At 41.4% G+C, this 24932-nt stretch carries 25 protein-coding genes; 9 read left to right on the top strand and 16 right to left on the bottom strand.

The features are described from left to right. Positions 1-36: 36 nt before the first annotated feature. Genes HNW13_RS07270 through HNW13_RS07280 form a run of 3 tightly spaced genes read left to right on the top strand, consistent with a single transcriptional unit; the run spans position 37 to position 2093 of the window. The gene (locus HNW13_RS07270) at positions 37-906 is read left to right on the top strand and encodes an MBL fold metallo-hydrolase (protein WP_192114886.1); all 870 of its coding nucleotides are present in this window, start codon (positions 37-39) and stop codon (positions 904-906) included. Positions 907-920: 14 nt separating this feature from the next. Continuing rightward, positions 921-1673, top strand: a complete 753-nt coding sequence (locus HNW13_RS07275; protein WP_101088324.1) for a sulfite exporter TauE/SafE family protein — start codon at positions 921-923, stop codon at positions 1671-1673. Positions 1674-1688: 15 nt separating this feature from the next. Continuing rightward, positions 1689-2093: a rhodanese-like domain-containing protein gene (locus tag HNW13_RS07280; RefSeq protein WP_101088325.1), complete on the top strand. Its 405-nt coding sequence runs from the start codon at positions 1689-1691 to the stop codon at positions 2091-2093. A 137-nt stretch (positions 2094-2230) separates the two neighbouring features. On the opposite strand, the gene HNW13_RS07285 is transcribed toward HNW13_RS07280, so the two are convergent. Both HNW13_RS07285 and HNW13_RS07290 read right to left on the bottom strand, forming a co-directional pair. After that, positions 2231-3097: an MBL fold metallo-hydrolase gene (locus tag HNW13_RS07285; RefSeq protein ID WP_192114885.1), complete on the bottom strand. Its 867-nt coding sequence runs from the start codon at positions 3095-3097 to the stop codon at positions 2231-2233. A 289-nt stretch (positions 3098-3386) separates the two neighbouring features. Beyond that, on the bottom strand, positions 3387-4031 hold the full coding sequence (locus HNW13_RS07290) for a DUF3365 domain-containing protein (protein WP_243756185.1): 645 nt from the start codon (positions 4029-4031) through the stop codon (positions 3387-3389). A 322-nt stretch (positions 4032-4353) separates the two neighbouring features. On the opposite strand from HNW13_RS07290, the gene HNW13_RS07295 reads away from it, so the two are divergent. Then, entirely contained in the window at positions 4354-5670 is a 1317-nt protein-coding gene (locus tag HNW13_RS07295; RefSeq protein ID WP_192114884.1) for a sigma-54-dependent Fis family transcriptional regulator, read from the top strand. Positions 5671-5707: 37 nt separating this feature from the next. Here HNW13_RS07295 and HNW13_RS07300 read toward each other — a convergent pair whose 3' ends face one another. The 12 genes from HNW13_RS07300 to umuD all read right to left on the bottom strand — a co-directional run bounded on the left by HNW13_RS07300 (position 5708) and on the right by umuD (position 15391). Beyond that, entirely contained in the window at positions 5708-6274 is a 567-nt protein-coding gene (locus HNW13_RS07300; RefSeq protein WP_192114883.1) for a NifB/NifX family molybdenum-iron cluster-binding protein, read from the bottom strand. 459 nt (positions 6275-6733) lie between these two features. Beyond that, positions 6734-7177 (bottom strand): nuclear transport factor 2 family protein, encoded by a 444-nt coding sequence (locus tag HNW13_RS07305; RefSeq protein WP_208062822.1) that lies wholly within the window; start codon positions 7175-7177, stop codon positions 6734-6736. 75 nt (positions 7178-7252) lie between these two features. Beyond that, complete coding sequence (locus tag HNW13_RS07310) at positions 7253-8149, bottom strand: CopD family protein (protein WP_208062803.1); 897 nt, start codon at positions 8147-8149, stop codon at positions 7253-7255. A gap of 14 nt (positions 8150-8163) precedes the next feature. Beyond that, entirely contained in the window at positions 8164-8586 is a 423-nt protein-coding gene (locus HNW13_RS07315) for a copper resistance CopC family protein (RefSeq protein WP_208062805.1), read from the bottom strand. Between the two features lie 115 nt (positions 8587-8701). Next, complete coding sequence (locus HNW13_RS07320; RefSeq protein ID WP_011711624.1) at positions 8702-9415, bottom strand: copper resistance protein B; 714 nt, start codon at positions 9413-9415, stop codon at positions 8702-8704. 11 nt (positions 9416-9426) lie between these two features. Further along, the gene (locus HNW13_RS07325) at positions 9427-11415 is read right to left on the bottom strand and encodes a copper resistance system multicopper oxidase (protein ID WP_192114880.1); all 1989 of its coding nucleotides are present in this window, start codon (positions 11413-11415) and stop codon (positions 9427-9429) included. After that, the gene (locus tag HNW13_RS07330; protein WP_192114879.1) at positions 11412-11927 is read right to left on the bottom strand and encodes a DUF411 domain-containing protein; all 516 of its coding nucleotides are present in this window, start codon (positions 11925-11927) and stop codon (positions 11412-11414) included. Before HNW13_RS07330 ends, HNW13_RS07325 begins: the two co-directional genes overlap by 4 nt. A gap of 137 nt (positions 11928-12064) precedes the next feature. Next, a complete protein-coding gene (locus HNW13_RS07335) occupies positions 12065-12448 on the bottom strand; it encodes a CopL family metal-binding regulatory protein (RefSeq protein WP_243756186.1) in 384 nt (127 codons plus the stop codon). A gap of 210 nt (positions 12449-12658) precedes the next feature. Then, entirely contained in the window at positions 12659-13093 is a 435-nt protein-coding gene (locus HNW13_RS07340) for a DUF2057 family protein (RefSeq protein WP_192114878.1), read from the bottom strand. Positions 13094-13197: 104 nt separating this feature from the next. Beyond that, positions 13198-13464 (bottom strand): hypothetical protein, encoded by a 267-nt coding sequence (locus HNW13_RS07345; protein WP_243756187.1) that lies wholly within the window; start codon positions 13462-13464, stop codon positions 13198-13200. Positions 13465-13714: 250 nt separating this feature from the next. Continuing rightward, entirely contained in the window at positions 13715-14971 is a 1257-nt protein-coding gene (locus HNW13_RS07350) for a Y-family DNA polymerase (RefSeq protein WP_192114876.1), read from the bottom strand. A gap of 6 nt (positions 14972-14977) precedes the next feature. Next, positions 14978-15391 (bottom strand): translesion error-prone DNA polymerase V autoproteolytic subunit, encoded by a 414-nt coding sequence (gene umuD, locus HNW13_RS07355; RefSeq protein ID WP_011637424.1) that lies wholly within the window; start codon positions 15389-15391, stop codon positions 14978-14980. A gap of 412 nt (positions 15392-15803) precedes the next feature. Between umuD and HNW13_RS07360 the strand changes: the two genes are divergently transcribed. The 5 genes from HNW13_RS07360 to HNW13_RS07380 all read left to right on the top strand — a co-directional run bounded on the left by HNW13_RS07360 (position 15804) and on the right by HNW13_RS07380 (position 21884). Next, positions 15804-16916: an ABC transporter permease gene (locus HNW13_RS07360; protein WP_101088332.1), complete on the top strand. Its 1113-nt coding sequence runs from the start codon at positions 15804-15806 to the stop codon at positions 16914-16916. Positions 16917-16918: 2 nt separating this feature from the next. Beyond that, positions 16919-17683, top strand: coding sequence for an ATP-binding cassette domain-containing protein (locus HNW13_RS07365; RefSeq protein ID WP_192114875.1), 765 nt, complete (start codon positions 16919-16921; stop codon positions 17681-17683). Beyond that, positions 17680-18663, top strand: coding sequence for an MlaD family protein (locus tag HNW13_RS07370; RefSeq protein ID WP_192114874.1), 984 nt, complete (start codon positions 17680-17682; stop codon positions 18661-18663). Before HNW13_RS07365 ends, HNW13_RS07370 begins: the two co-directional genes overlap by 4 nt. Positions 18664-18667: 4 nt before the next feature. After that, entirely contained in the window at positions 18668-19267 is a 600-nt protein-coding gene (locus HNW13_RS07375; RefSeq protein ID WP_192114873.1) for a PqiC family protein, read from the top strand. A gap of 547 nt (positions 19268-19814) precedes the next feature. Beyond that, positions 19815-21884: a M13 family metallopeptidase gene (locus tag HNW13_RS07380; RefSeq protein ID WP_192114872.1), complete on the top strand. Its 2070-nt coding sequence runs from the start codon at positions 19815-19817 to the stop codon at positions 21882-21884. Between the two features lie 178 nt (positions 21885-22062). Here the strand turns inward: HNW13_RS07380 and HNW13_RS07385 are convergent, their stop codons facing one another. Next, on the bottom strand, positions 22063-23388 hold the full coding sequence (locus HNW13_RS07385; RefSeq protein WP_192114871.1) for a hypothetical protein: 1326 nt from the start codon (positions 23386-23388) through the stop codon (positions 22063-22065). A 340-nt stretch (positions 23389-23728) separates the two neighbouring features. Further along, complete coding sequence (locus HNW13_RS07390) at positions 23729-24928, bottom strand: ABC transporter permease (protein ID WP_192114870.1); 1200 nt, start codon at positions 24926-24928, stop codon at positions 23729-23731. Positions 24929-24932: the final 4 nt, after the last annotated feature.

Below are 24932 nucleotides of genomic sequence, written 5' to 3' on the forward strand. Positions count from 1 at the left end.
GCTTAGTCCCTGTGCACTATTTAACAGGAGCTTGTGATGATTTCAACCTTTAGTGTCCATGAATTTTTAGATGAAGACAGTGAAACATTCACTTATGTTGTTGCTGATAATACCACATCGTTTGCTGTGATTATTGACCCGGTTTTAGACTTTGATTATAAATCAGGTCGAACAGGCACACGAAATGCCAATCGAGTTTTACATTGGATTGAACGCCAAGCGTTAACCGTAAAATGGATACTTGAAACCCATGCTCACGCCGATCACTTATCTGCTGCCAGTTATTTACGTGACCAAATTGGTGGCCAAATGGGTATTGGCGAGCACATCACCGAAGTCCAGCAGACTTTTAAAAAGGTATTTAACCTAGACGCTAGCTTTTTGCCTAACGGCAGTCAATTTGACCATCTATTTAAACATAATGAGCGGTTACAAGTCGGTAATATGACCATTCGTGTTATGCACACACCGGGTCACACTCCGGCTGATCTTGCTTATATTATTAATGAGCAGGCAGCCTTTGTTGGAGACACCATTTTTATGCCTGATGTGGGTACCGCTAGATGTGATTTCCCAGGTGGGGATGCCAATACTTTGTACGATTCCATTCAGGCATTATTTACTCTCCCAGATACAACAGATATCTACGTGTGTCATGACTACCCTACAGAGGGGCGCGGGCATCAATTTAAAACTCAAGTCATCCAACAGAAACAACACAATATTCATGTGAATGACACTATGACCAAATCTGCTTTTGTGACGCTTCGTCAACAACGAGACGCCACATTGCCGATGCCTAGGCTGATATTGCCATCGATTCAAATCAATATTCGCGCAGGCCAAATGCCAGACGCTGAAAACAACGGCACTGTGTATTTAAAAATCCCGATTAACCAGCTTTAAACTTAAGAGTAACCATGATGATACAAGCAATCATTGGCGCATTATTAATTGGTTTAGTGCTGAGTGTATTAGGGTCTGGTGGATCCATCCTTACTGTTCCGGTGTTGCTTTACCTTATTGGAATGCAACCCCAATTAGCTATCGCTTCGTCATTGTGCATTGTGGGTGCTATCAGTTTAATCAGCAGCATAGGCTTTATTAAGCATAAAAAAGTCTCTTGGCCTCATGTGTTTTTATTTGGTTTACCTGGCATGGTAGGCACCTATTTAGGCGCATGGCTCAGCAGCTTCTTTAACAGTGACATACAACTTACTGTGTTTGTCATTTTGATGCTCATTGGCGCGGTGATGATGTGGCGAAATCAATCTAGCCGCTACCAAGCTGGCAAACTAAATATCGCTAAAATCTTGTCGCAAGGATTAGCGGTTGGGGTTGTCACCGGTTTTGTGGGTGTGGGTGGTGGCTTCTTAATTGTACCTGCACTGGTGTTACTTGGCGGCATTGAAATGTCGTTGGCGATTGGTACCAGCTTACTGATTATTTCAATGAACTCACTGGTCGGTTTTGCTAAATATTACTCATTACTTTCAAGTAAAGGGTTTGAGTTCGATGGGTCGATTATTGCCATCATGATTGCAGGCGGACTTGTCGGCAGTATTGCCGGCCAATGGATAAATCAATATTTACCCAAAGCGATTTTACAAAAAATATTTGCCGTGTTTTTAGTGCTAATGGCGCTATTCATTTTAACTAAATCCATTATTTAACATCACGAGGTACACATGAAAACTGCCCAGGAATACATAAGTGAGATTAAAACCCACATTATTGAAGTGAGTACCCAAGAATTACTGACGGCAATGCTTAACCCTGATGTGATCATCATCGATGTTCGTGAGCATGATGAGTTTACGACGGGCCATATAGAAGGTGCGGTGAATTTTCCACGTGGAGTATTAGAGATGAAAATACACGAGCATCCTTTAGTGAGTCATCACTGCGAGTGGGTATTGGCGTTAAATGAACTAGCTGATAAAGACATATACCTTATTTGTCGAACTGGTGGCCGTTCTGCACTGGCGGCAGCATCATTACAGGATATGGGGTTTAGCAAACCTCTGTCTGTTGCCGGTGGCATGATGCAATGGCAACAAGATGGCTTTCCATTGGTGCCTCATAAAATATAAATTACGCAAACATGAGCCAACATTATGTGGCTCATGGCTTATTTTTTACTGATGGCAGATGCTGTTAATGGCTAACCGTGCTAATGGTTGATTGTGCTAATGGTTGATTGTGTTAATGGTTGATTGTGTATTCATTTTTAGAGCCGATTTAGCGGTATTTTAAGGTAGTAGTTACCCTTACCGTCAGCTAATGGCATGTTACCCGCACGAATATTCATTTGAATGGCGGCTAATAATAGTTGCTGTATGTCAGGGCCAATATGGCGTTGTTGATGCCGTTTAATAAACTCTGCTAGGGTGACATTCCCCCCTACCACACTGTTATAGCGTTTTTGGGCAATCACCGATGTTTCTAACCCATTATCTGTACGTTTCTGTGCATGTGGATCATGGCCAACAAACACCCGAGTGCAATTAGGTAATGCCAATATTCGCTGAATTGAATGGTACAAGGTTATTGCGCTGCTATTGGGGAAGTCAGTATTAACGGTACCTAATTCTGGCGTTGACAAGGTGTCGCCTACAAACACAACATCTTCAATGAGATAACTGACGCAGGTTGGTGTATGACCCGGTGTATGCATAATGTGAATATCTAAATGACCCAGTTTAATGAGTTCTTCATCCACAAATAATTGTTCAAATTGTTCGCCATTACATTTAAAACTATCATCAAGATTCAGTAATCGCTTAAAGGTATGTTGAACTTTGGTGATGTGCTCGCCAATTCCGGTTGTTCCACCACGTTTTTTCTTGATATAACAGGCCGCAGAAATATGGTCGCTGTGGGCATGGGTTTCTAAAATCCATTCAACTTCAAATCCATGTTTATCGATATGCTCAATGATGCTATCAGCAAAACTCGTGCTTATGGTGCCAGACGCCATGTCAAAATCTAAAACAGGATCAATAATCGCACATTGACGGGTAGCAATATCGGTCACCACATATGTAAGAGTATGGCTAGCTTGATGATAAAAAGGATCGATTCGAATTCTACTCATGACACATTAACTCCCAACACAATACACTGGTATTTGTCAGATAAAGCCTCAGATTAATATTGGTAATATTCTCAACATCATTGATTCAATGACTGAGGAGGGTTAATCACTACAGCATGATGTTAAATTAAACCATCAATGTAAACTGCGGATTAAGTCGCAACAAACAGCGAATTAATAAGCATTATTTGATTTACGATCCGAAGAATAAGGCTTAATGATAAAGCCCTATTCCCGTGGTAGTTTGTTAATTACTTTTTCGACTTTGGCTTTTGACTATTGCTTTCGGCTATGGCTTAGCAGTAACCGATGGAGTAGATTTTTTGATATCCTTTTTCAGTGAAAATGCGCCACGAATATCACCAAGGGCAAAGTTAACCGCTTTATCATCTGGATAGGTTTTGCTAAGCAATGCACTCACTTCCGGTTCAATATTACTGCCATGGCAACCTAAACATAATTGTTGCGCTGGTATGGCCTTCATATAACGAAACTGAGTGTTGCCATCATTGACGATAAACTCACTCGCCACGATTGGCTTATCTGCAGGTTGTTGTCCTGAGGCATTCACCAGCTCAAATTGTTGTAATTGCGATAACTCCCATTCATCTGGCGTATTGTCTGAATTACGTACACGTAAACTGGTTCGAGTCAGTGTCCAGCCATCTTTCGAGTTTTCAGCGGCAATGGCAGGTGCAACCGATTTACACACCGACACCGCATTGATTAAGCCACCTTGTTTAATTGCGGCTTGTAACTGATCTTTTAACGCTTGGCTAAAATCGGCAATGCGTTGATTGGCCTGTTGTTCAAGCACCTGCTGTTGCGTTAGTGATTCAGCATGGCAAAAGCTGCTCATGCCAGCAATCACTAATAACGCACTGATGTTACGTGCATTTAAAACCGTTTTTTTGTGCTTTGATGTTAATTTCATTATTTGTCATCCTCGTCTTCAAGTCGGGTCATTCCCATTAACTTCAGGGCATAATTTTCGTACATGGGTTCACTACTGCCAGGGCACCGTTCGGTCGTAAGCGATATAACACAATCAATACAAAGCTTGTGCCATATCACACTAGCTAGGTTTAATCGCTTAAAATCATTAGCTTAAACATTATTGAAATTGACAGGATGCCCATGCTAGGTTGTTGAGTGACAAATGAGTGACAAATATGACATCGTAATGACATTTATCGTGCTATTAATGTCATTATAAAGGTTGGCCGATTAATATGAATCGCAAGCGAGAGTAATCAATGAATAAAACCACCGTTGTACAATCTATGATAAACGCTATTGATAAACCGGCGATTTTTATTACTCCCGATTATGTGATCCATGCGGTTAATCAAGCCTATATCGAAACCTATGATGACGACGTTATTTTAGGCCAAAGTAAATGCCATCAAATCTCTCATAATAGTGACCAACCTTGCGATAAACACGGTGAGGAATGCCCGTTATTACAATGCCAGAGTACTAACCGAGCTGCCAGTGCCGTGCATATTCACAGCACGGTGCAAGGTAAGTCTTACTGCGACATTTTAATGAAACCTATAAAAGATAATAGTGGCATGGTATTGGGGTATCTAGAGATTTTAGATGCCATAGATTACGCATCGACAGAATCAAAAAAAGGCACCATGATCGGTCAGTCTGCGCCATTTAAGCAGATGCTCAACAGGATTAATAGAGCCTCTCAATCCAATATCGCGGTTCTGTTACAAGGTGAAACTGGTTCAGGCAAAGAGTTAGTTGCTAAAGCGGTACATCAGGCCAGCAACCGAAATGATAAACCGTTTGTGGTGATTGAATGCACTGGGCTAAGTGAAAATCTGTTCGAAAGTGAATTATTTGGCTATGAAAAAGGTGCATTTACAGGGGCGACAAGCAGCAAAAAAGGCTTGATTGAAATAGCGCACGGTGGAACGGTGTTTTTTGATGAAATTGGTGATGTACCGATGAACATGCAAGTAAAGTTACTTAGGTTACTTGAAACCCAGTGTTATCGTGCCGTCGGCGGATTAAAACAGAAACGTTCTGACTTTAGGCTAGTCAGTGCCAGCCATAAGAATTTACTCGATTTGGTTGAAAAAGGTGAATTTAGGCGCGACCTGTATTACCGCATTGCAGGATTTCCGATTTACTTACCGTCGTTACGTGAGCGTTATGATGACATTCCGACGCTGGTGAATCACTTTATAAAATATTCTGATTACAAACATAAAAAGTTTTCGAGCAATGCATTAACTCTTTTGGGTCGTTATGCATTTCCGGGAAATATTCGCGAATTGAAAAATATTATTGAGCAATCGGCACTTATCGCCAATGAGGATGTTATACACAGCAGTGATTTACCTGAAAGCGTTCAACCTAGCCACACATCTAAGGATGAAACAATTGCCGTAAAACTTAACACCGAACTGATGACGTTAGATGACATGGAATGTGCGTATCTTTCGCAGGTATGTGAGCAATATGCAGGATCGCCAGCCGAACTAGCGATAACGCTTAATATCAGTGTGCGTACCTTATATCGAAAATTACAACGCTATGGTTTAAAGCTTAACTAGCCACCACAGCGCTGTGATAAAACACCCCTAGCGATCATTAATGAGCAATTAGTGAATGTTTTTTATTGCAGCAACGTTTCATTGTTGTGGTTTCATTCGCCAATTCAGATTTAGACTCGCAGCAACGTTTATGTGTCGCCAGATCAGATCTGTTCTGACAGTCTTCACCATGAGCGTGTTGATGATCATGGTCATGGTTATGTTTATGCTCATGGTTACAGCAACCACCAGTGGCTTTCTTAGCAATATTATTGATGGATGGTCGCCCCTGACTTGCCTCGGTAAATGGCTCACAGTCCGCTAAATGACTACTGGCAAAATACTCTATTGCAGTACGACCATTTTTTGCGTGAAATACACTCAATTGTTGGCTTAATAACTTAGATAAAAGCTGTTGGCCAATGTTGCGCACGATGACGCGATCCGCTCCATTTGCCAGTATCATACTGACTAATTGTTGCTTACCCTCACATCCTTCTGTTAATGCTGGGTTGGCAAAGCGCCCTTTTACTTGGCCTTGCTCATCAATGAATAGCATCTCATCGGCACGGCTAAAGTGGTTGGCAATATGTTGGTCTTTCATAGGTATGGCAGTAATCATCATGTCTCCTCATGTGCATTTTTAACAAATCGATTAAACGCAGTTGTTCCAACTTGGTTTATCGACATGCCACTGGGCTTAAAACAGCTTTTGCCGAGAGCGTCCTAGAATCTTCGTCTATTTTTGGAGGCTTGGCATTATCTGCTTAAATTAATCGAATAATAGTAATTGGCATATGCAATATATACTCTTATTATTAGCATATGCCAATAATAATTTCGATTCTGGTTTGAGTTTTGTGACGCGTGACATTATTTATGATGACAAGTATTTTACCTGTCATAAGCCGTGCGAGGATTAAACAAAACGATGAAGGATGGTGAATGGATTGACTTAAAAAAGAGGAAATCCTTTTCCATAAAATATCATGTTATTACATGATATGAGTCTTTGTGGTTTTCTTGGGAGCATCTACAAAGTGGCTCGAGATAATCCTTTATCTACATGATGAACTTGTTATGTTTACGACCAGTGCACGTGGGTTATTTTCCAATGACCATCCGCTTGTTTTATTAACACAAGCGTTTCCATGGTCATTGAGTCAATACTTTTACCTTTATATTCACCTTGGGCGTGACTTATTGACGTTGAAATAGCAATGTCACCCGTAATCGTTATTTGGTGTTCTTTTGGCGTTATGGTTAACCCTTTTAAGTAGGCCATATCTGCAAGCATGTGATGATTGGCATACTCCGTAAGTGAACGTTCTACTTTTCCACCTTCATAAATTTGCACATTGACAGCTAATGACTGCCTAACAATAGCCTCATTACCCATTTGTAATGCAGCATGAAATTGTTTGACGACATTACCCGCGGCGGAATCAACACCGATAAACGCTTTTTGTTCTATGGGGTGAGTTTCATCACCATGGGCGAAGCTCAATGAGCTTTGTCCTGCTGACATCAGTAGTATCCCGGTCGTTATGAGTATTGTTAAAGGGCTATTATTCATTTTTATCTCTCTGTTAATTTATAGTGATTATCCAAGGCTCATAGGACCTAGCACGCTCGAAAGTACCGCTGTTGTCGCTAATATCAGTACTGCTATTAATGCTTCTAATCCAATCGATTTTTGTAGTTTTTGTTTTGCGAGTGATGGGTTCGCAATCGTTAATTTCGGTACTAAAACCAATTTATGCCATGCTGCTATAAGCAAAATGATAGCCACCAAACTTAGCTTGATGGTGACCGCAATACCATAATTGGAACTGAATAATTCAGTGGGACTATCAAACAACATCCACACCATTCCCATGCCTGAAAGCAACACTAGAATGACAATCACTATGCCTAAACGACCAAATGTATCCATGACATTTTTTATGACGATGTTGTCATCGGTGCTGCATAATTTCCATAATGGATAAAAAGCGCCTATCCAACTGCCAATGATCAACACGTGTATCAATATTAAGCCTTGAGCAAGCAATCCCAGTTCAGTGCTGTGGCCAATAAAAATAAACGTGACAGCAATTAACAGACAGCTGATAATGGCTAATACCGCAGAAAACGTTTTGATATAACGGTTCTTATGTAACAGTAAACCACTAGCCACTAGCATTAACCCAAAACCGATTAAGCGCCAAAGCACCGTTTGCCCTACCTGGGTTGGCCAAAGAAAAGCATGCATCTGCGCATCAAATATTCCCATCAAGCCACTTTCAGCAAAAGATCCTACTTGCGCAAAATAATTGATACTGACGGCAATCAACCCCAAAACGGCACCTACGCCGGTATATTTTGCAACGCTAATACCAAGGTTCGGTTGACCCTTAATGAGATATTGCATCAATGTGCCGCCAATAACGGCGGCAACACTTAGATAGATAACCCATTTAGATATCAACACCGATATTTCAAATACGGTTAATATCATGTTTACTCATCCACTTATTGATGTGCAGTGTGCTCGCTAGTCTCATGCTCCATTGTCATAGGCGGTGCACTGCGAGTGTTCATGCCAGAGTCGTGAAGCATAAAGCTCATGTTGCCTTTCATCTTATGACCGTCATCACCCATGATCATCCAGTTAACCGTGTAATTAGCTGCACTTAATGCTGGTAGAGCGAATGAAAATGCTGCTTGGCTGGTCGCACTTGAAGGTAATGTTAGCGGTACGCTTTGCTGCTTCTCATCTTGCATTGTTAATTTGACCAAACGTACCGGAGCCGTAAAGGTCAGTTCAAGCGTTGTTGGGGCTTGACTTAGCATGGCACCGTTAGCGGGCATAGAACTGCCCAATCCGACATGAGCAAATGCTGAAGCACTCAGGAATAGACTTGTTACGACTAAAACCTTGTTAAATAATTTCATGATATTTCCTTTTATATTGTTTTTAACGATCGAAAAACGGTTTACATAAATGATTAAATATTGGCTTAGCTAACATCTTGGCGCCAAGCTTATAACTCAGTGTACGAACGAGATCTTAGAACCACGCGCTAAAACCAATAACAAACTGGGTTTCTTGTGTATCTTCCCCTTCACTTCGGGCGTAATCGGCGGTATTACCGAGCTTCTGACGCCAATCCACACCGATATAGGGTGCGAACTCTCGAACAATCTCGTATCTCAATCGCAGCCCTGCACTGACGTCAGATAAGCCTGAGCCTATTCCAAGTTCAGCATCGTCCTTACCAAATAAATTAACTTCTACTTCAGGTGTGAGTATCAATTTTTGAGTGATTAACAGTTCATATTCCGCACTCAACCGCATAGCCGTACGGCCTTGTTCACCGATGAATAAGGCCGCATCAATATCAAAGAAATATGGCGCTAACCCTTGAACCCCAATCACAGCCCAATTACGGTTCGGCGTCGGTTTGATATCGGTTTTAATACCGAATTGTACATCCCAGTATGGTGCGATGGGCTTACTGTAAAGAGCCTGAATTTCAAGGTCTTGCTTATCACTATTTGAATATTCACCTTCGGTTTTAAGCCACAACTTATTCAAATCGTAACCTAACCAGGCTTGTGCACTAAACTGGGTGGGATCTTGCGGATCCACGCCTTTTTCAAATTGATCCAACATGACTTTTGTTAATAGAGGATCATCATTACCGCCGGCAAACACAGCTGAGCTAGCCAATGAGGCGCTCAGACTCAACAGTCCCAATGCCACTAAATTCGTTTTATTCATCTGTATTCCCCTTATTTCACCACGACTTTTCTGAACATGCCTGGCATGTGGAATAACAAGTGGCAATGATATGCCCATTGCCCTTTTGCATCTGCTGTGACTAAGTAACTTATCTTAGAACCCGGCTGAACTAATACCGTGTGCTTACGGGGAATAAAATCAGCATCGCCTGTCTCTAACTCACTCCACATACCATGCAAATGCATAGGGTGAGTCATCATCGTGTCGTTCACCAAGGTGATCCGCAGTCTTTCTCCGTATTCAAACTCTAATGGCGCAGCATCCATAAATTTCACCCCATTCACAGACCACATATATCGGTTCATATTGCCGGTTAAATGCAGTTGAATTTCGCGGCTAGGTTGGCGTGTGTCGTAGGTAGGATGTAAGCCTTTAATATCGCCATAAGTTAATACTTTGCGGTTAAATTGCTGTTGATGGTCACGCAGCCCAATCCCGGGATCATGTAAACCACTTTTTGGCGCATCGGCACGCATATCCACTTGTGGGCCGAACTCGGTGTCAATGTGTTTAATTTCATTGTTACTGCCAAAGCCTGCAAGCCCTAGTCCTGAGACTGTCGCTTTCGCAGCGTCCATGGTCATTTTGCTGTGATCCATGCCTGACATATCACCGCCACCCATAGCCATCTTGTCATGATCCATGCCTGACATATCACCGCCGCCCATAGCCATCTTGCTGTGGTCCATGCCTGACATATCACCGCCGTCCATAGCCATCTTGCCATGATCCATGCCTGGCATATCACCGCCGCCCATGTCCATTTTGCTATGATCCATTTTGCTATGATCCATACCACTCATATCCATATCACTCATGTCCATGCCCATATCACTGTGGCCAAGGACTGGCCTTGGATCCATTGGGGGAATAGGAGCATGTAAACTGGCATCTGAGGTAAGGTTACCTACCGTAAAGCCGGTGCGGTCGATACTCTGAGCAAAAATACAATAGGCATTATCAACCTCTGGCTCAATAACCACATCATAGGTTTCAGCAACACCGATTCGAAATTCATCCACAGAAACCGGTTGAATGTTCTGACCATCACTGGCGACAACACTCATTTTGAGACCCGGTATACGCACATCAAATATGGTCATCGCAGAACTATTTATAAAGCGTAAGCGCACCTTCTCACCTTGTTCAAACAACCCTTGCCAGCCCTGTTGCGGAGGATTGCCATTCATTAAATAGGTGTAAGTTGAACCCGTAACATCAGATATGTCTCTGTCACTCATGCGTGCGTTATTCCACATCGAACGAGCGTTCCACGTATTGGCTAAGCCATTTTTATTCACGTCAGAGAAAAAATCCATTACCGTACGCTCACGGTAATTATAGTAATCGGCTTGTTTCTTTAATTTGGCATAAATGTTTTCAGGGGCTTCGTCAGACCAATCAGACAGCATGATCACATAGTCACGGTCATATATGACCGGATCGGGGGTCGCAGGATCAATCACAATAGCACCGAATAAACCGGTTTGTTCTTGATAGCCTGAATGACTGTGATACCAATATGTGCCACTTTGCTGGACGGTAAATTGATACTCAAATGTTTCACCGGGTTTAATGCCATCAAAGCTAAAGCCAGGCACACCGTCCATTTCGGTGGGTAAAATAATACCGTGCCAGTGAATAGAGCTATCATGGTCGAGATTATTTTTTACTCTTAAGGTGACTGTTTCACCTTCTTTCCAACGTAATAACGGCGCGGGCAGTAATTGGTTTACCACAGTGGCCCGAGCAGATTTTCCGGTAAAGTTAACCATTTTATAGTCAATTGATAAGTCAAACACTTTGCCAGAGAGCTGGCTCAACGATTGGCTTAACGCATTGGCAATGGCATTTTTAGGGAAAGGGATCGACATCAATGCCAACATGGCGGATGCACCAAACACAAACCGGCGTCGGCTGTTGTTGAGTTCACTGTTTGTCGTTTGAATCATGGGTTTTATCATGTATTGAGATTTCATTGCACAGACTCCTCAAGCGAGTTCACTTGGGCGTAAACCTGGCTACTGCCATCATTTTTCAACAGTAAGACTTGGTATGGCATAAATTTATCTTGGTACTCCATACCTGGGCTGCCCACAGGCATAGCCGGAACGGTTAGGCCGATAGCATCTTTAGGGGGGGAGGCTAAAAAACGACTAATGAATTTTGCAGGGATATGCCCTTCAAACACATAACCTTGAGATGACACTGCGGTATGACAAGATTGCATTGAAGCAGGAATACCCTTTGACTGTTTAAACTCATAAAGGTTGTTAATATTGTGGGCATCAACACTAAATCCACGGTCACTAATATGAGTAAGCCATTTCTCACAACAGCCACAATTGGCATCTTTATAAACAGTGAGTAATGGCGCCGTAGTGCCGGGCTCCGCTGCATGAGCAGGTAACATCCCTCCCATAATTTGCAGAATAAAAATAGTACCTATGACACGAAAAAAACGAATAGAATTGCGATATAGAGCAGACATAATATTGCCTCCAAATCAAATTTCGTCACATTAAACAACGCGGTTTAATGTCAGTTTATTAACCGAAAAAGTTAAAAAATTGAAACTACATGATTGGCTAGGACAGTTAGCAAAAAAAAGGCGTAACTGTGCCTATGTTAGGCAAATATTGGAGGACGGTATAAAGATGAAAAATACTGAGGCATTAGTGCTGAGGTAAACATTGTTGCAGAATTAACTAAGCTGACTTCTGATTTAAGCGTTGGCATAGCCATCGTTAAAGCGACGGATAAACATGAGCCGACAGGACAATGGCACGCTTGGGCGCAGCAATTATCACTCTCATTATCACTCATGTCACTCATGTCACTCATGGCATTCTTTTGCATATTCATGTCATGACAAGCATTGTTATTATCTGTCGATAATGTTGACTTTGTCATTGAGCTCATTGGCATATTAGCTGACATAATCACAGACGCAAAAGCCTGACCGACAAACGTCAGTAAGACAAACATCATGATTAAGTGGGCTTTACGCAAAATATACTCTCCAAAAACAACAGCAAACAGCAAACAGCAAACAGCAAACAGCAAACAGCAAACAGCAAACAGAATAGTGAAATGTATTATCTTAAACAAGGGTTATTTTAACTTGTTTTACTTAGTATTGACTATAAACCCACGTGCAGCACATAGGTCAAGCAGGTTTTTATAACGATAGAGCGCTATGTAAGCGCCCTATCAATTTTACTATTGTTGCATCATTTGACTGTGTTGTTTCATGATAATAGCCATTAACTCTTCGTGATTAACTAATTTGACGTTTTCACCTTTTACGCTGGCGCGGTCTAAGGTTATCACCGGTGATGCAATAAATTTCTTTGCATTGGTTGAAGAGAAAATCTCTTTGCTACGCACTTGAATATCTTCATCTTTGGTTAGATGTAGACTCCAATATAACGCATCGGACTTAATAAAATTCGTATCATCTGCTCCTGATGAAAACACATCATAAAACTGTAATTCTATTAAATGTTGACCAGGAGACACCTCCATTTCACTTTTATTTGATGCCGATTTGCCATCGACCGCAGTAAAGATTAAATAGTCAGGTAATGAGATAGTGGCAGCCATTGCTGCTGAGCTGGCTAAAGATAATAGTGTGATCGCAATGAATTTTTTCATAATAAACTCCGTTAACTTTTTGATGCTTATAGTTTTTTGATGCTTATAGTTGAAGCAACAAAAATCTTTATAAATTAATGTGGGTAACTAATAAACATAAAGAATTAAGCTATCGGAGGCGGATTTTGGCTTACTAGAATGGTGGGGGTTGATGTCCATAAAGGCGAACTCACTTTGGCACTCGTTAGTAGAGCACCGGTGAGGTTTGTTGCTGATAACAAAAATGCATTCGCGACCGCATGACAATGGCTAATGCATTGACTCATATCGTTTAAGCAACAGTCATCGTTAGTATCACAGTCACTTTGCATCATCGTTGATTGATGCATACTACTCGACTGCATGTCCGACATGGCCATTTCATTAGACATAGCAAAACTTGGAACAAGTAATTGTCCAAGTAGTGAAATTATCATTGCTATGTTTAACAGCGTATTTCGCATTATGTCGGCCATATGATGAGTACGATTCAACATTAACAATTTAATTAGAGTGATAATCAGAGCTGAATCACATTTTAAGGTTTAGCCATAGTTGAATGCCCCAACCTTGCATGTGTTATGGCAGAGCAATACCACTGTTATAATAAACCTTAGTAATAAACCTTAGTAATATAAAACCTTAGCATTTAATGCTGGGTAAGCATTTCCATTGGGTTGAATATTGAGGTGTGAGTAAATCACGGCGCATGGCCCATTTTTGTTCTATTCCTTGTGCTGCCAGAAACACTGTATCGCGGCCATATCGTTGGTTGATGCCGTCAAGCGTATCCATCAAGGCATAATTGACCTTCGCGGTATTAAATAAATCAAATTGAAAATGTTTCTCGCTGGCTAAATCAACCAGGCCCACACCAATTTTGTAATAACGAACACCATTGCTAAATAATCTCGGGGCGGCGTCTGTCATGGCTTTAGTGAGTTCAATGGTGCAATTGGTTGGACACGGAAAATGGACAATAACTTTATAACTCACAGGCCGCTCGTCGTGGGGCGAATTACTGGCAAATAACAACATGGTTTTGCAATGTGAGCCTTGCTGACGCGCTTTACTTGCTGCGATACCAACATGTTTACTCAATGCCTGTAATAGCGATTCAAAATCGCAAATACGTTCGCCCACACTGCGGGTGGAGAAAATTTGCTTTTTATCTGCCCTAGCCTCATCCCATTGTTTACACACTTCGCCGTTAAGTTCGCGTACGGTGCGTTCAATTTCAATACTAAATTGTTTTCTGGCTAGACTGGGTGGCATAGAGGCGAGATCGTATGCGCTGCGAATATTCATCAATTCAAGCTTTTTACTGATGCGCCTGCCAATCCCCCACACCTCTTTAACGGCAAGCTGGCGTAAAATGTCATTACGTTGCTGCGCAGTGTCGATAACGCACACACCTTGGTATCCCGGTATTTTTTTAGCGGCGTGATTGGCTATTTTAGCTAAGGTTAACGTTTGGCCCATGCCCACACAAACAGCCAAGCGGGCTTCTTTCCAAACGGCACGGCGAATTAACTGACCTTGGCTATGCAGGCATTTGATTGCGGGATAACAATGTTTAAAAGACAGGAAGCTTTCATCGATGGAGTACACATGTTGCTCTGGTGCAAAACGACCGATTATTGCCATCATCTTTGCCGATAAATCGGCATACAATTCATAATTAGATGAACACACAATGACATTGCGCTGGGCACATAATGCTTTCGCTTGAAAGTAAGGCAAAAACTTCTCAATACCCGCCTCTTTTGCTTGCCGATTAGCCGCGACAATACAGCCATCGTTATTGCTCAGTACAATAATCGGTCTGCCGCGCCAGTCAGGACGAAAAACCTGTTCTGCACTGCAATAAAAAGCATTGGCATCGACTAAGGCAAACATTGTTACCTAACCTTTTTTACTGATAAGCAGTGGGCTTTGACGATGACAACGAATTGAGCGAATAACCACACCTTCAATACTAAAGTCATCATAGTCGCAGATGGTCACAGGTAAATGTTGCTCATTAGACGACATCAGCATTCGCCGATGCATGTCGAGAATTTTACACACAAACTCACCATTAAAATTAGCCACTATCACGTCGCCATTTCTAGCCGTTTCATGACGATCGACAATCAATAAGTCACCATCATATATTCCCACACCTTGCATCGACTCACCTTGGGCTAAGCCGATAAAAGTAGAACTTGGATGCTGGATTAATATCTCATCAAGGCTGAGGCCTAACTGAAGATACTCAGCTGCAGGAGATTCAAAACCGGTAATGCCGGCACTGGCTGCAATGGGAATAACGCGCATATGACAACCTCTAATATGATATGTACTGTATAAATACAAACCGTATAAATAAACAGCACACAAATAAGCACTGTATAAATATATACTGTATAAATAAACAGTATATATTAGCGTTAAATTTTGTCAGTGCAAGTTTATTTGCTTTAAACCGCGACAAGCGGCGGTTATGTTCAATCGTTAACGCCGTTTTTATTGCCTCTGCACAACAACATCGGTCCATAACTAATGCTTCTTCAATGTAGCAAAGCGTCAATACATCAAAGTGATAGCTTCATTATTGATGAAATAATATGTCCAAGGTCAAAATATAATCAATGAGCTTGGTCTACACTGATAACAGGATCAAAAATCAAGCTAACCTATTTATTAAACAAACAAATAGACTTATTTCATATTGACTCGGGGGTCTAGCATGACACTCGCAACATTCCATATCGACATGCACGATGATAACTGCTTACTGAACCTTGCTGGTGATTGGCAATTAGGCCAAGCACCGCTAGGCGCAGATATTTGTGCTGAGCTGCCATCTAATTGCCAATCTGTCACTTTAATCACCACAGAGTTGTCTCATTGGGATTCAAGCCTCGCCATTGCCTTATTACAATTATCTCGCTGGTGTGAGCAACATAAACTATCACTAGACACTCAACAAACACCTCAAGGGCTGCAGCAACTACTGCTGCTCGCTACCGATGTTGCGGTTTATCAACCCACTAATGAGGGTGCCCTAGGCGGGCTATGGCCGACCTTACGTCGAGGATTGATTAATCAAGGCTTACAAGTACACGATGGATTAGTATTTGTCGGTAACTGCACTTTGGCACTCGGGCGTTGGTTGGTTGGCAGAGCGAGAACTCGCCGAAGTGATATCGTTTTTTTTATCGAACAAGCTGGGCCTAAAGGGCTTGCTATTGTGACCTTAATTAGTCTGCTCGTGGGAATGATTTTGGCTTATTTAGGCTCGGTACAGCTGCGCCAATTAGGCGCCCAGGTATATGTGGCTAATTTAGTGGCTATCGGAATGGTGCGTGAAATGGGTGCTCTAATGACAGGCGTTATTATGGCCGGCCGAACGGGAGCCGCTTATGCGGCGCAGTTAGGCACCATGCAAGTTAATGAAGAAATTGATGCGCTGCGAGTAATGGGTATTCCTACCATGGAGTTTCTGGTTTTACCGCGGTTATTAGCATTAATTTTTATTATGCCGCTAATGTGTATTTATTCGGATGTAATAGGCATGATTGGTGGTGCGTTAGTTGCTAACGGTATGGGCGTGAGTTATACCCAATATATTTTGCAAACCCAGGTTGCGATTGATTGGGTCGATATTTCCACTGGTTTAATAAAGAGTTTAATTTTTGGATTTTTAATTGCGATTGCGGGTTGTCAGGCAGGACTGCTTTGCGGACGTGACTCGAATGCCGTTGGTTTAGCGACGACCCACGCTGTGGTTAAGGCCATTGTTTTTTTGGTTGTCTCCGATGCGGCGCTTAATATCTTATACGATAAATTAGGGATCTAACCATGGTTGATGATGCCTTTATCAGTGTACGTAATCTATCAGTCGGCTACGGCAGTACCGAGGTGCAAAAAAAACTCAACTTCGACATTAACAAGAATGATATCTTTTTTGTCATTGGCGGCAGTGGTTGTGGCAAAACAACCTTGCTCAAATCGATGGTGGGATTACTCACGCCACTACAAGGCGAAGTACTCTATCAAGGCAAAAACTTTTATGAAGCAGATGAACCCGAGCAGGTAGCAATGCTCAAAAATTGGGGGATTACCTTCCAAACAGGCGCATTGTTTTCGAGCATGTCGCTTGGCGAAAATGTGGCTTTACCCCTGCAGCTCTATACCGACCTTTCGGAGCGACAAATTGCAGAAGCCGTTGCCTATAAGCTAGCATTAGTTGGCTTAGCGGGCTTCGAGAAGTTTTACCCTGCCGAGTTAAGTGGCGGTATGCACAAACGCGCAGGATTAGCGCGGGCGCTGGCATTAGACCCTCAATTGCTATTTTTTGATGAACCCTCTGCGGGTTTAGACCCTATTAGCTCGATGCGTTTAGATCAATTGATCGTGCAAATATGCCAGGCGCTAGACTCTACCGTGATCATTGTGTCCCACGAGCTGCCCAGCATATTGTCAATCGGCACTCGCTGTGTGTTTTTGGATAATGAAACCAATACTATGCTCGATTGTGGTGACCCACGAGAATTAAAAATACACAGTAGCCAGCCTAGGGTTCGTCAATTTCTCAATCGTACCGAAAAATCGGAGATATCATGAGTAAAAGCCAACGACTTCCGCTCGCGATTGGTGCCTTTATTTTTGGCGCTATTATCTTAGTGTTTATTGCATTACTGTTCTTTTCTGGAGGGCGTATATTTGCAGAGAAAGCCCCGGTAGTGATGTTTTTCAACAGTTCAGTGCAAGGGTTACAGGTAGGCGCACCGGTAAAATTAAAAGGGGTCATAATAGGTGAAATAAGCGATATCAGTATCGATTTCCCTAACGACAGTAGCCAGGGTGTCACGGCTGCAGTTCATGCCGACTTATTGTTGAAACGTATCAATATTAAGGGGATCCAAGTAGGTGAAGAGTTTTTTTCACACGCCATCGATAACGGCTTACGCGCCCAGCTGAATTATCTGAGTTTACTCACCGGACTGCTATATGTTGAACTGGATTTCTTTCCCAACACCTCGCCGTTATTCCATGGCGAAAAAGACCAATTATTAGAATTGCCGACCATCGCGACTGATTTCGAATCGTTGTCGAAAGACCTGCAATCGTTAAACTTAAAAAGTTTAGTCAACAATGTCGACAATTTAGCCCAGCAGCTCAGTGACATTGCCGCCAGCGGAAAAATACAGCAAGCATTGGATAATTTTGATAATGCAGCCAAAGCCGTTAACAACACCGCGATTAACTTGGACAACACTCAAGCAGCGTTAGGTAAAAATGGGCTTGAAGTACTGTTAAAACTCGATAATTTACTGGTGCAATTAAATAATGATGAACCCAAGCTCGTTGAGTCGCTGAACCATAGTTTAACTGAATTACGCAATACACTATTAAGCATGAATCAGCTTGCAAACCAAGCAGGTAACACACTCGACCAAAACTCGCCCTTGTTGATAGAACTCACCAATACCTTGGAAGAAATCCGCCGCACAGCTCGATCATTACGTAGCTTGAGTGAAACCTTAGATGAACAACCTGAGGCCATCATACGCGGTAAAAAAGCCCTACCTTTAGGAGAATAATGTCATGGGGAAATATGGAGTTTGGACCATTAACTGGGGGATCGGTTTACTGCTATTGAGTTTAGTGAGTGGCTGCCAAAGCTCTCCCGAAAAACAGTACTTTGTGTTAACTGCAATACCCAACCAAATAGTGTCGGGCAGTACTGCGTTAGAGTATGACATTGGTATAGGGCCAATTGACGTCGCCGAATACTTACATTTTACACAGCTGATGTATCAACTTGACGATGGTAACCTGCAACGATTTGCCAATAGTTATTGGGCTGAACCGCTTGAACAAGGAATCAGCCGGGTCATGAGTATCAATCTCAGCCAAAGCGATAACCGTCGTAACCTAGTGTTATTTCCTTGGCAAGCAGACAACAGCCCCCTGTACAGCATTAAAATCAAGGTTATTTCCCTCAACCGAGATGGCAATAATGCCAGACTCAATGCCAACTGGGAGCTAACAAACAATCCATTAAACCAAACATTGGCAAAACAAAATTTTATCGCGGTCACTAATGCAGGTTCGACTGCAGCGGAGTTTGTCAGCGCGTACAGCAACTTATTGGCTCAGTTGGCAAAGGAAATTGATAAATCATTACCACAACATTCAGATTAAACACTCCAGCCTACTGTCAGCATTCTCGCGTCAGAGTTGTCGCGTCAGAGTTGTCGCGTCAGCGATGTTGTGTAAACGATGTTGTGTAAACTTTGTTGTATGAGCGGTGGTGTGAGCGGTGGAGTAAATCATAAACCTAACTATTAAGCTGTTTTACAGCGTATTGAGTAAACAAACTCAAACAATAACGCTATCTATAGCACTACTTATAGCGCTATCAATACTGATGCCAATCCCAAGAAAAATAGCAACCCAACATAGTTAGGTGGCTTAAGCACTGGCAGCGTTCATATTACAAAACCTAACTCACCTTTATCCCAAGTTTAGGTTAATTATGCTGATGATAATCAACTGCACTTATCTCTGCCTCTCAAATAAACAATACAGCCAATAAACATCAAACCAGCACATATTCAGCCACGCATTTCATTGCTTAACTCAGCGTTAGTTAAATTTGCTAACAATTCGAACATTGACATTTTTTGTCAGTCTTTCAATATGGCTAGGCAAATAATTCTGTAAAAATAGACCAAGGAACACGATAACAATGAATAAATCCTTAATTGCGATTGGATTAACCACAGCACTATTAAGTGGTTGCGGCGTATCTGATACAAATAACACTAAGCTTGCAGCCGTGACCTCACCGGCCCCCGCTAAAGCAGAGTTAGGTACTTTTGGTGTGGATTTAGCTGCACGAAATGAAGCCGTTAAACCTGGCGATGACTTTTTTATGTATTCAAGTGGCACTTGGTACGACAACTTTGTCATGCCTGCCGACAAAACTCGTTATGGCGCATTTAATGCCTTAGCTGAGCGCAGTGAAAATCAAGTGAAAGCAATTATCGACGATATTGCCAGCCGCAGCGACTTAACTGCCGAAGAACAATTAATTGCTGATTTTTATCATGCCTATATGGATACCGACACCATTAATAAACTAGGTATCACACCAATTAAAGCCACCTTAGATCAAATTACTGCGATTAGCTCAACTCAAGATTTAACCAAAGTATTCGGTGAAGCATGGCTTACTGGTGCATCGTCCCCTATTTGGGGTGGAATGTGGTTTAACCGTATAGATCCCAATCAATATGAAATGACCATCGGTGCTGGTGGTTTAGGCCTGCCCGATCGCTCGTATTACCTCGAAGACAGTGAGCGTTTCGTTAAAATTCGTAAAGCTTATGTTGAGCATATCGCTGCAATGCTGGCTTTTGCTGGTATAAACGACGGTGCAAAACGTGCCGAGGCAATTCTTGCCCTTGAAACAAAAATAGCACAGGCACAATGGCCTAGAGAAAAACGCCGTGACCGTGATTTAACCTTAAACCAACTCAAACGTGAAGAATTGGTTAAGCAATATCCTGGATTTGATTGGGATATCTATTTCGCACAGAGTGGTTACCAAGTACCACAACTCAACATATCTGAACCTGAACCGGTTAAGGCTATGATTGGCTTAATTAACCAACAACCGCTCACTGTGTGGCAAGACTATTTAACATTCCACACCATTAGTAATAATGCAGGGTTATTGTCTGAAGACATTTTTAATACCAATTTTGCTTTTTTTGGCAAAGAACTCACTGGTCAAGAGCAACCTCGTCCACGCTGGAAACGTGCAGTTGAAGAAATGTCTGGCACTCAGTCTCTAGGTTTCGCTATTGGTAAAGTCTATGTGTCGCGTTATTTCCCTGAGTCGTCTAAACAAAAAATGGCCGAGTTAGTTAAGAACCTGCGCACAGCATTAGGCCAACGCATTGATGGTTTAGATTGGATGGGCGACGAAACTAAAGTGAATGCCCATGCTAAGTTAGCGGCATTTAACCCTAAAATTGGTTACCCTGATGTGTGGCAACAGTTTGATGGCTTAACCCTCACTAAAAATGATTTAATGGGTGATATTAAGAATCTGCGCAAATATTTCCAAGTCGATAGCGTAACGAAAGAACTGGAAAAAACGGATCGTAATCGTTGGGGTATGACACCGCAAACGGTCAATGCCTATTACAACAGCTCGTTTAATGAAATTGTGTTCCCTGCGGCAATTTTACAACCGCCATTTTTCGATCCAAATGCAGATGCAGCAGTTAACTATGGCAGTATCGGTGCCGTAATTGGTCACGAAATGGGCCATGGTTTTGATGATCAAGGTTCTAAATCAGACGCCAATGGCGTTCAGCGTAACTGGTGGACAGATGAAGATCGTGCCGCTTTTGATGCTAAAGCCGATAAGCTCGCTGCGCAATATAACCAATATGAACCAATCCCTGAAAACTTTGTTAACGGACGCAACAGTCTCGGTGAAAACATTGGCGATGTAGGCGGTTTATCAATGGCATACCATGCTTACAAATTAAGCTTAAACGGTAAAGAAGCCCCGGTGATAGATGGCGTTACTGGCGATCAACGTTTCTTTTTAGCTTGGGCTCAAGTGTGGAAAGAAAAACGTACCGAGCAAAGTATGTTAACTCAGTTACGTGCCGGCACTCATGCACCAGGTCGTTACCGTGCCCTCGCCCCGCGTAACCACGATGCTTGGTATAAAGCCTTTGATGTTAAACCAGGTGATAAGTTGTACTTGCCTGAAGATCAGCGCGTACGTATTTGGTAATTTAGTGCATAAATAGCTGCAATAACGTGCCGCGATAGCAACAAGCAGCCGACATAAAAATGCCCGTCAGTTAACTGACGGGCATTTTTATCACTATCTATACGAATTCCTAAAATAATATCAGCAAGCTTGTGGGTAATAGCGAGTAAAGACCTAGACAAACATTCGGATTGATTAATCAGTTACTGGTAATATCGTTTGAACACTTTTCAAGTCGGTTAACAATTTTCTCTTGATAAGCTTTTACCGTAGAGAAACTGTGTATTTTCATAAATAAGTCCGAAGCAGTTTCTTTAGATGCATCCGTTAAATTAACCCCTTTATACAGTGCTGGTACCGTATTTTGTTTCATGGAATTATCTGCAAATATTAAATTTAATTTGACTACACGGGCCAACTCTTCTTGATAGAGAAAAAATTGCCTTAAATGTGTATTCTCTATTTTGGCAGTTTTGGATCTGTCTATTGTTAATATTTCGTCAATTAGGCGGTTTAATCTACTACGAAACTCAATCGCTTCATCCATAACCTCAAGCCATTTTATTTCAGTATTTGATAACAAAGCCAAAAAATACAATGTACGTGCTTTGTTATAATTAATAAATCCTGGCCACATAACATCTTCACTAGAAATATTAAGTGCTCTATCAAACTGGTCACATGCAGATTTTAAATACATGGTCACATCTTCTATAATTGACGGAGATATAGAGCCAATACCTTTCTGTACCACGCTAAGGCCGTTAAGTGAGAGAATATCGATATCCCCCATATTCAGGGACTCTCTAAGCAAGTGCATGCCCTTTTTGTTGTAATATAAACCAAGGTAATTGTGATAAATCGTTTTTGTGACAGGATTTCGAAGTATAGGACCACGAACATGGAGAAGATCTGCATGGATATTAAAATTACCATCAGCAACAAAATTCTGATATGAAACAACAGCTTTAAATAACTTTATTGTTTCAGTTATTTGAATTGAATTTCCCTTGCTTACCGAATGCAGTATGTCTCGTTGCCTATCTACCTCTGTTAATATCTTGTCCATGCGTTTTTTATAGAGTTTTTTATCCGTATCAGAAGCATTAAAAACAGCAGGAAATAAAACGATAAGATCAATCATATACTGTAACGTATCGGCAAAAAGTACGGCAGTACCGGATTCTTTTTTCAACTTATACTCAACTGAATCAAATAGTTCTTTGTCTAGTGTTTTTTCGTCTTTAGACTTAAATTGATTGATTAACTCAGGAAGAGAAGTTACATAGTGCTCATTATCAAGAATGTTACCTTCCATTTTGCTTATATTGTTCACACTATCGATTGATGTATACGTCCTGACAGCTATAAATAGAGCTAATAGTGCAATGCAGAAGCCAACTGTCGATATTGTAAAACTCAGTAAATCTTTGCCCTCTTTAAGATAATATACCCAAACTGCAATACAAGAAGAAAACATGACGAGTATAAAAATTGTGAAATATATTATTTTTGATGTACGCATTTATCTTCCTAATATTATTAATATTTGTACGTATATATTGAACTAAAACCTAAAAAAACAGAACGCGTTAGCGCGTCAATCCAAGAAGCCTTTATTTATAAAATGTCGTTCATCACACCAATATCCTTGAGGATAAATTGTACCCAATAATAGCATTTTAACTTTTCTTTGAACCATGGTCATGTACCATCTTGTAGTGGCTAAATCATTTGAATAATTTGAACGCCGTACTGTCTTACATTCAAAATCAACCAAAACAGGCTTTAAAATCAGAGTTAAGGTCATCTATTTTTAATTAAAACCAACTCATTTTTGGACAAATGTGCGTTAGACATAATATTTAATACTGCCGATTTGAAATATTTAACGACGGAATTATCGCAATAACCATTGAGATAATCATCATTATCGTGATGATGTAAACACTATTAATAGTGAAAATATTGGTGCTAATGTTTAATCCGTATTGAGTCATTAAATAATCTTGAGACACCATTAAAGTAATGGTTAATATCAATCCAGCCGCAATGATGCTTGATAGCGTAATGAATAAAGCTTCGACAGCAATCAGTAAAAACAGAAAGTGAGCCGGAGCACCAATAACTTGCAGTAATCGAATTTCATAATGCCTTTCACGCACCGAAGCCAATAACATGGCACATACGCCTAAACAAGCTGAAAGAAATACCAATAACGACACTATAAGCAGGGTATTTTCCAGCACGCCCATCATTTGCCACAACTCCGACAATACCACACCGGGTAAAATGGCGATTAATGGCTCTGATGGAAACTGATTAATATCACGCTGTATCGTAAAAGTGGTGATTTTTGATTCAAGTCCTAACATAAATGCGGTGATGTGACTTGGTTGCAACAGAGCTTGCTGATTAACCGACCCTGACATGTCAGTATGTATCGCTTCGATACTTTGTAGACTCACATGAAGAGTATGATCGACTGGCGTACCTGTGGGAGATAAAATACCCACCACAGTAAACGGTTTATCTTTGTGTAAACTAAAACTAGTCGCAACAATACCATGGGCTAACACTAACTCATCACCTAACTGATAATGTAATTTAGCCGCCACAGTAGATCCCAGCACAACTTCATACACGTCAGAAAATATATGGCCTTGGCAAAATACTAACGAATGTTTTTGTCCATACTCAACATATTTGAAAAAGTCTTGATTAGTTCCCAACACACGAAAACCTTTATGGGAATCTCCAAGAGAAAGAGGCACAGCCCATTTTACTTTGGGGTTTGCAGCAATCATTTCAAAGGAATGCCAACTGATATTATTTGTCGGTGATCCAATTCGAAATACAGAATAAAGTAATAAATTAAGGTTACTCGTTCTGGCTCCCACGATTAAATCGACTCCAGATACCGTATTAGCAAAACTCAATTTTGCTTGATGCCGTACATGTTCAACGCCCAATAACACCATGATACTGATTGTCATGGCCAACACAGAAAGCAATACAGACCCTTTACGAACCGCAATGCTTTTCAAAGCAAGTTTTACAAACATGAAA

The sequence above is a fragment of the Shewanella sp. BF02_Schw genome (assembly GCF_014596695.2).
In the GTDB taxonomy this organism is placed as follows: domain Bacteria; phylum Pseudomonadota; class Gammaproteobacteria; order Enterobacterales; family Shewanellaceae; genus Shewanella.

Excerpts from the sequence above, each read along its gene's own strand:
- HNW13_RS07390 (WP_192114870.1), bottom strand. The coding sequence starts at position 24,928 with ATGTTTGTAAAACTTGCTTTGAAAAGCATTGCGGTTCGTAAAGGGTCT.
- HNW13_RS07325 (WP_192114880.1), bottom strand. The coding sequence starts at position 11,415 with ATGAAATCTCAATACATGATAAAACCCATGATTCAAACGACAAACAGT.
- HNW13_RS07300 (WP_192114883.1), bottom strand. The coding sequence starts at position 6,274 with ATGATGATTACTGCCATACCTATGAAAGACCAACATATTGCCAACCAC.
- HNW13_RS07330 (WP_192114879.1), bottom strand. The coding sequence starts at position 11,927 with ATGTCTGCTCTATATCGCAATTCTATTCGTTTTTTTCGTGTCATAGGT.
- HNW13_RS07375 (WP_192114873.1), top strand. The coding sequence starts at position 18,668 with ATGGGGAAATATGGAGTTTGGACCATTAACTGGGGGATCGGTTTACTG.
- HNW13_RS07380 (WP_192114872.1), top strand. The coding sequence starts at position 19,815 with ATGAATAAATCCTTAATTGCGATTGGATTAACCACAGCACTATTAAGT.
- HNW13_RS07320 (WP_011711624.1), bottom strand. The coding sequence starts at position 9,415 with ATGAATAAAACGAATTTAGTGGCATTGGGACTGTTGAGTCTGAGCGCC.
- HNW13_RS07370 (WP_192114874.1), top strand. The coding sequence starts at position 17,680 with ATGAGTAAAAGCCAACGACTTCCGCTCGCGATTGGTGCCTTTATTTTT.
- HNW13_RS07280 (WP_101088325.1), top strand. The coding sequence starts at position 1,689 with ATGAAAACTGCCCAGGAATACATAAGTGAGATTAAAACCCACATTATT.
- HNW13_RS07275 (WP_101088324.1), top strand. The coding sequence starts at position 921 with ATGATGATACAAGCAATCATTGGCGCATTATTAATTGGTTTAGTGCTG.
- HNW13_RS07270 (WP_192114886.1), top strand. The coding sequence starts at position 37 with ATGATTTCAACCTTTAGTGTCCATGAATTTTTAGATGAAGACAGTGAA.
- HNW13_RS07360 (WP_101088332.1), top strand. The coding sequence starts at position 15,804 with ATGACACTCGCAACATTCCATATCGACATGCACGATGATAACTGCTTA.
- HNW13_RS07285 (WP_192114885.1), bottom strand. The coding sequence starts at position 3,097 with ATGAGTAGAATTCGAATCGATCCTTTTTATCATCAAGCTAGCCATACT.
- HNW13_RS07310 (WP_208062803.1), bottom strand. The coding sequence starts at position 8,149 with ATGATATTAACCGTATTTGAAATATCGGTGTTGATATCTAAATGGGTT.
- umuD (WP_011637424.1), bottom strand. The coding sequence starts at position 15,391 with ATGCGCGTTATTCCCATTGCAGCCAGTGCCGGCATTACCGGTTTTGAA.
- HNW13_RS07350 (WP_192114876.1), bottom strand. The coding sequence starts at position 14,971 with ATGTTTGCCTTAGTCGATGCCAATGCTTTTTATTGCAGTGCAGAACAG.
- HNW13_RS07345 (WP_243756187.1), bottom strand. The coding sequence starts at position 13,464 with ATGTCTAATGAAATGGCCATGTCGGACATGCAGTCGAGTAGTATGCAT.
- HNW13_RS07340 (WP_192114878.1), bottom strand. The coding sequence starts at position 13,093 with ATGAAAAAATTCATTGCGATCACACTATTATCTTTAGCCAGCTCAGCA.
- HNW13_RS07290 (WP_243756185.1), bottom strand. The coding sequence starts at position 4,031 with ATGAAATTAACATCAAAGCACAAAAAAACGGTTTTAAATGCACGTAAC.
- HNW13_RS07305 (WP_208062822.1), bottom strand. The coding sequence starts at position 7,177 with ATGTCAGCAGGACAAAGCTCATTGAGCTTCGCCCATGGTGATGAAACT.
- HNW13_RS07315 (WP_208062805.1), bottom strand. The coding sequence starts at position 8,586 with ATGAAATTATTTAACAAGGTTTTAGTCGTAACAAGTCTATTCCTGAGT.
- HNW13_RS07295 (WP_192114884.1), top strand. The coding sequence starts at position 4,354 with ATGAATAAAACCACCGTTGTACAATCTATGATAAACGCTATTGATAAA.
- HNW13_RS07365 (WP_192114875.1), top strand. The coding sequence starts at position 16,919 with ATGGTTGATGATGCCTTTATCAGTGTACGTAATCTATCAGTCGGCTAC.
- HNW13_RS07385 (WP_192114871.1), bottom strand. The coding sequence starts at position 23,388 with ATGCGTACATCAAAAATAATATATTTCACAATTTTTATACTCGTCATG.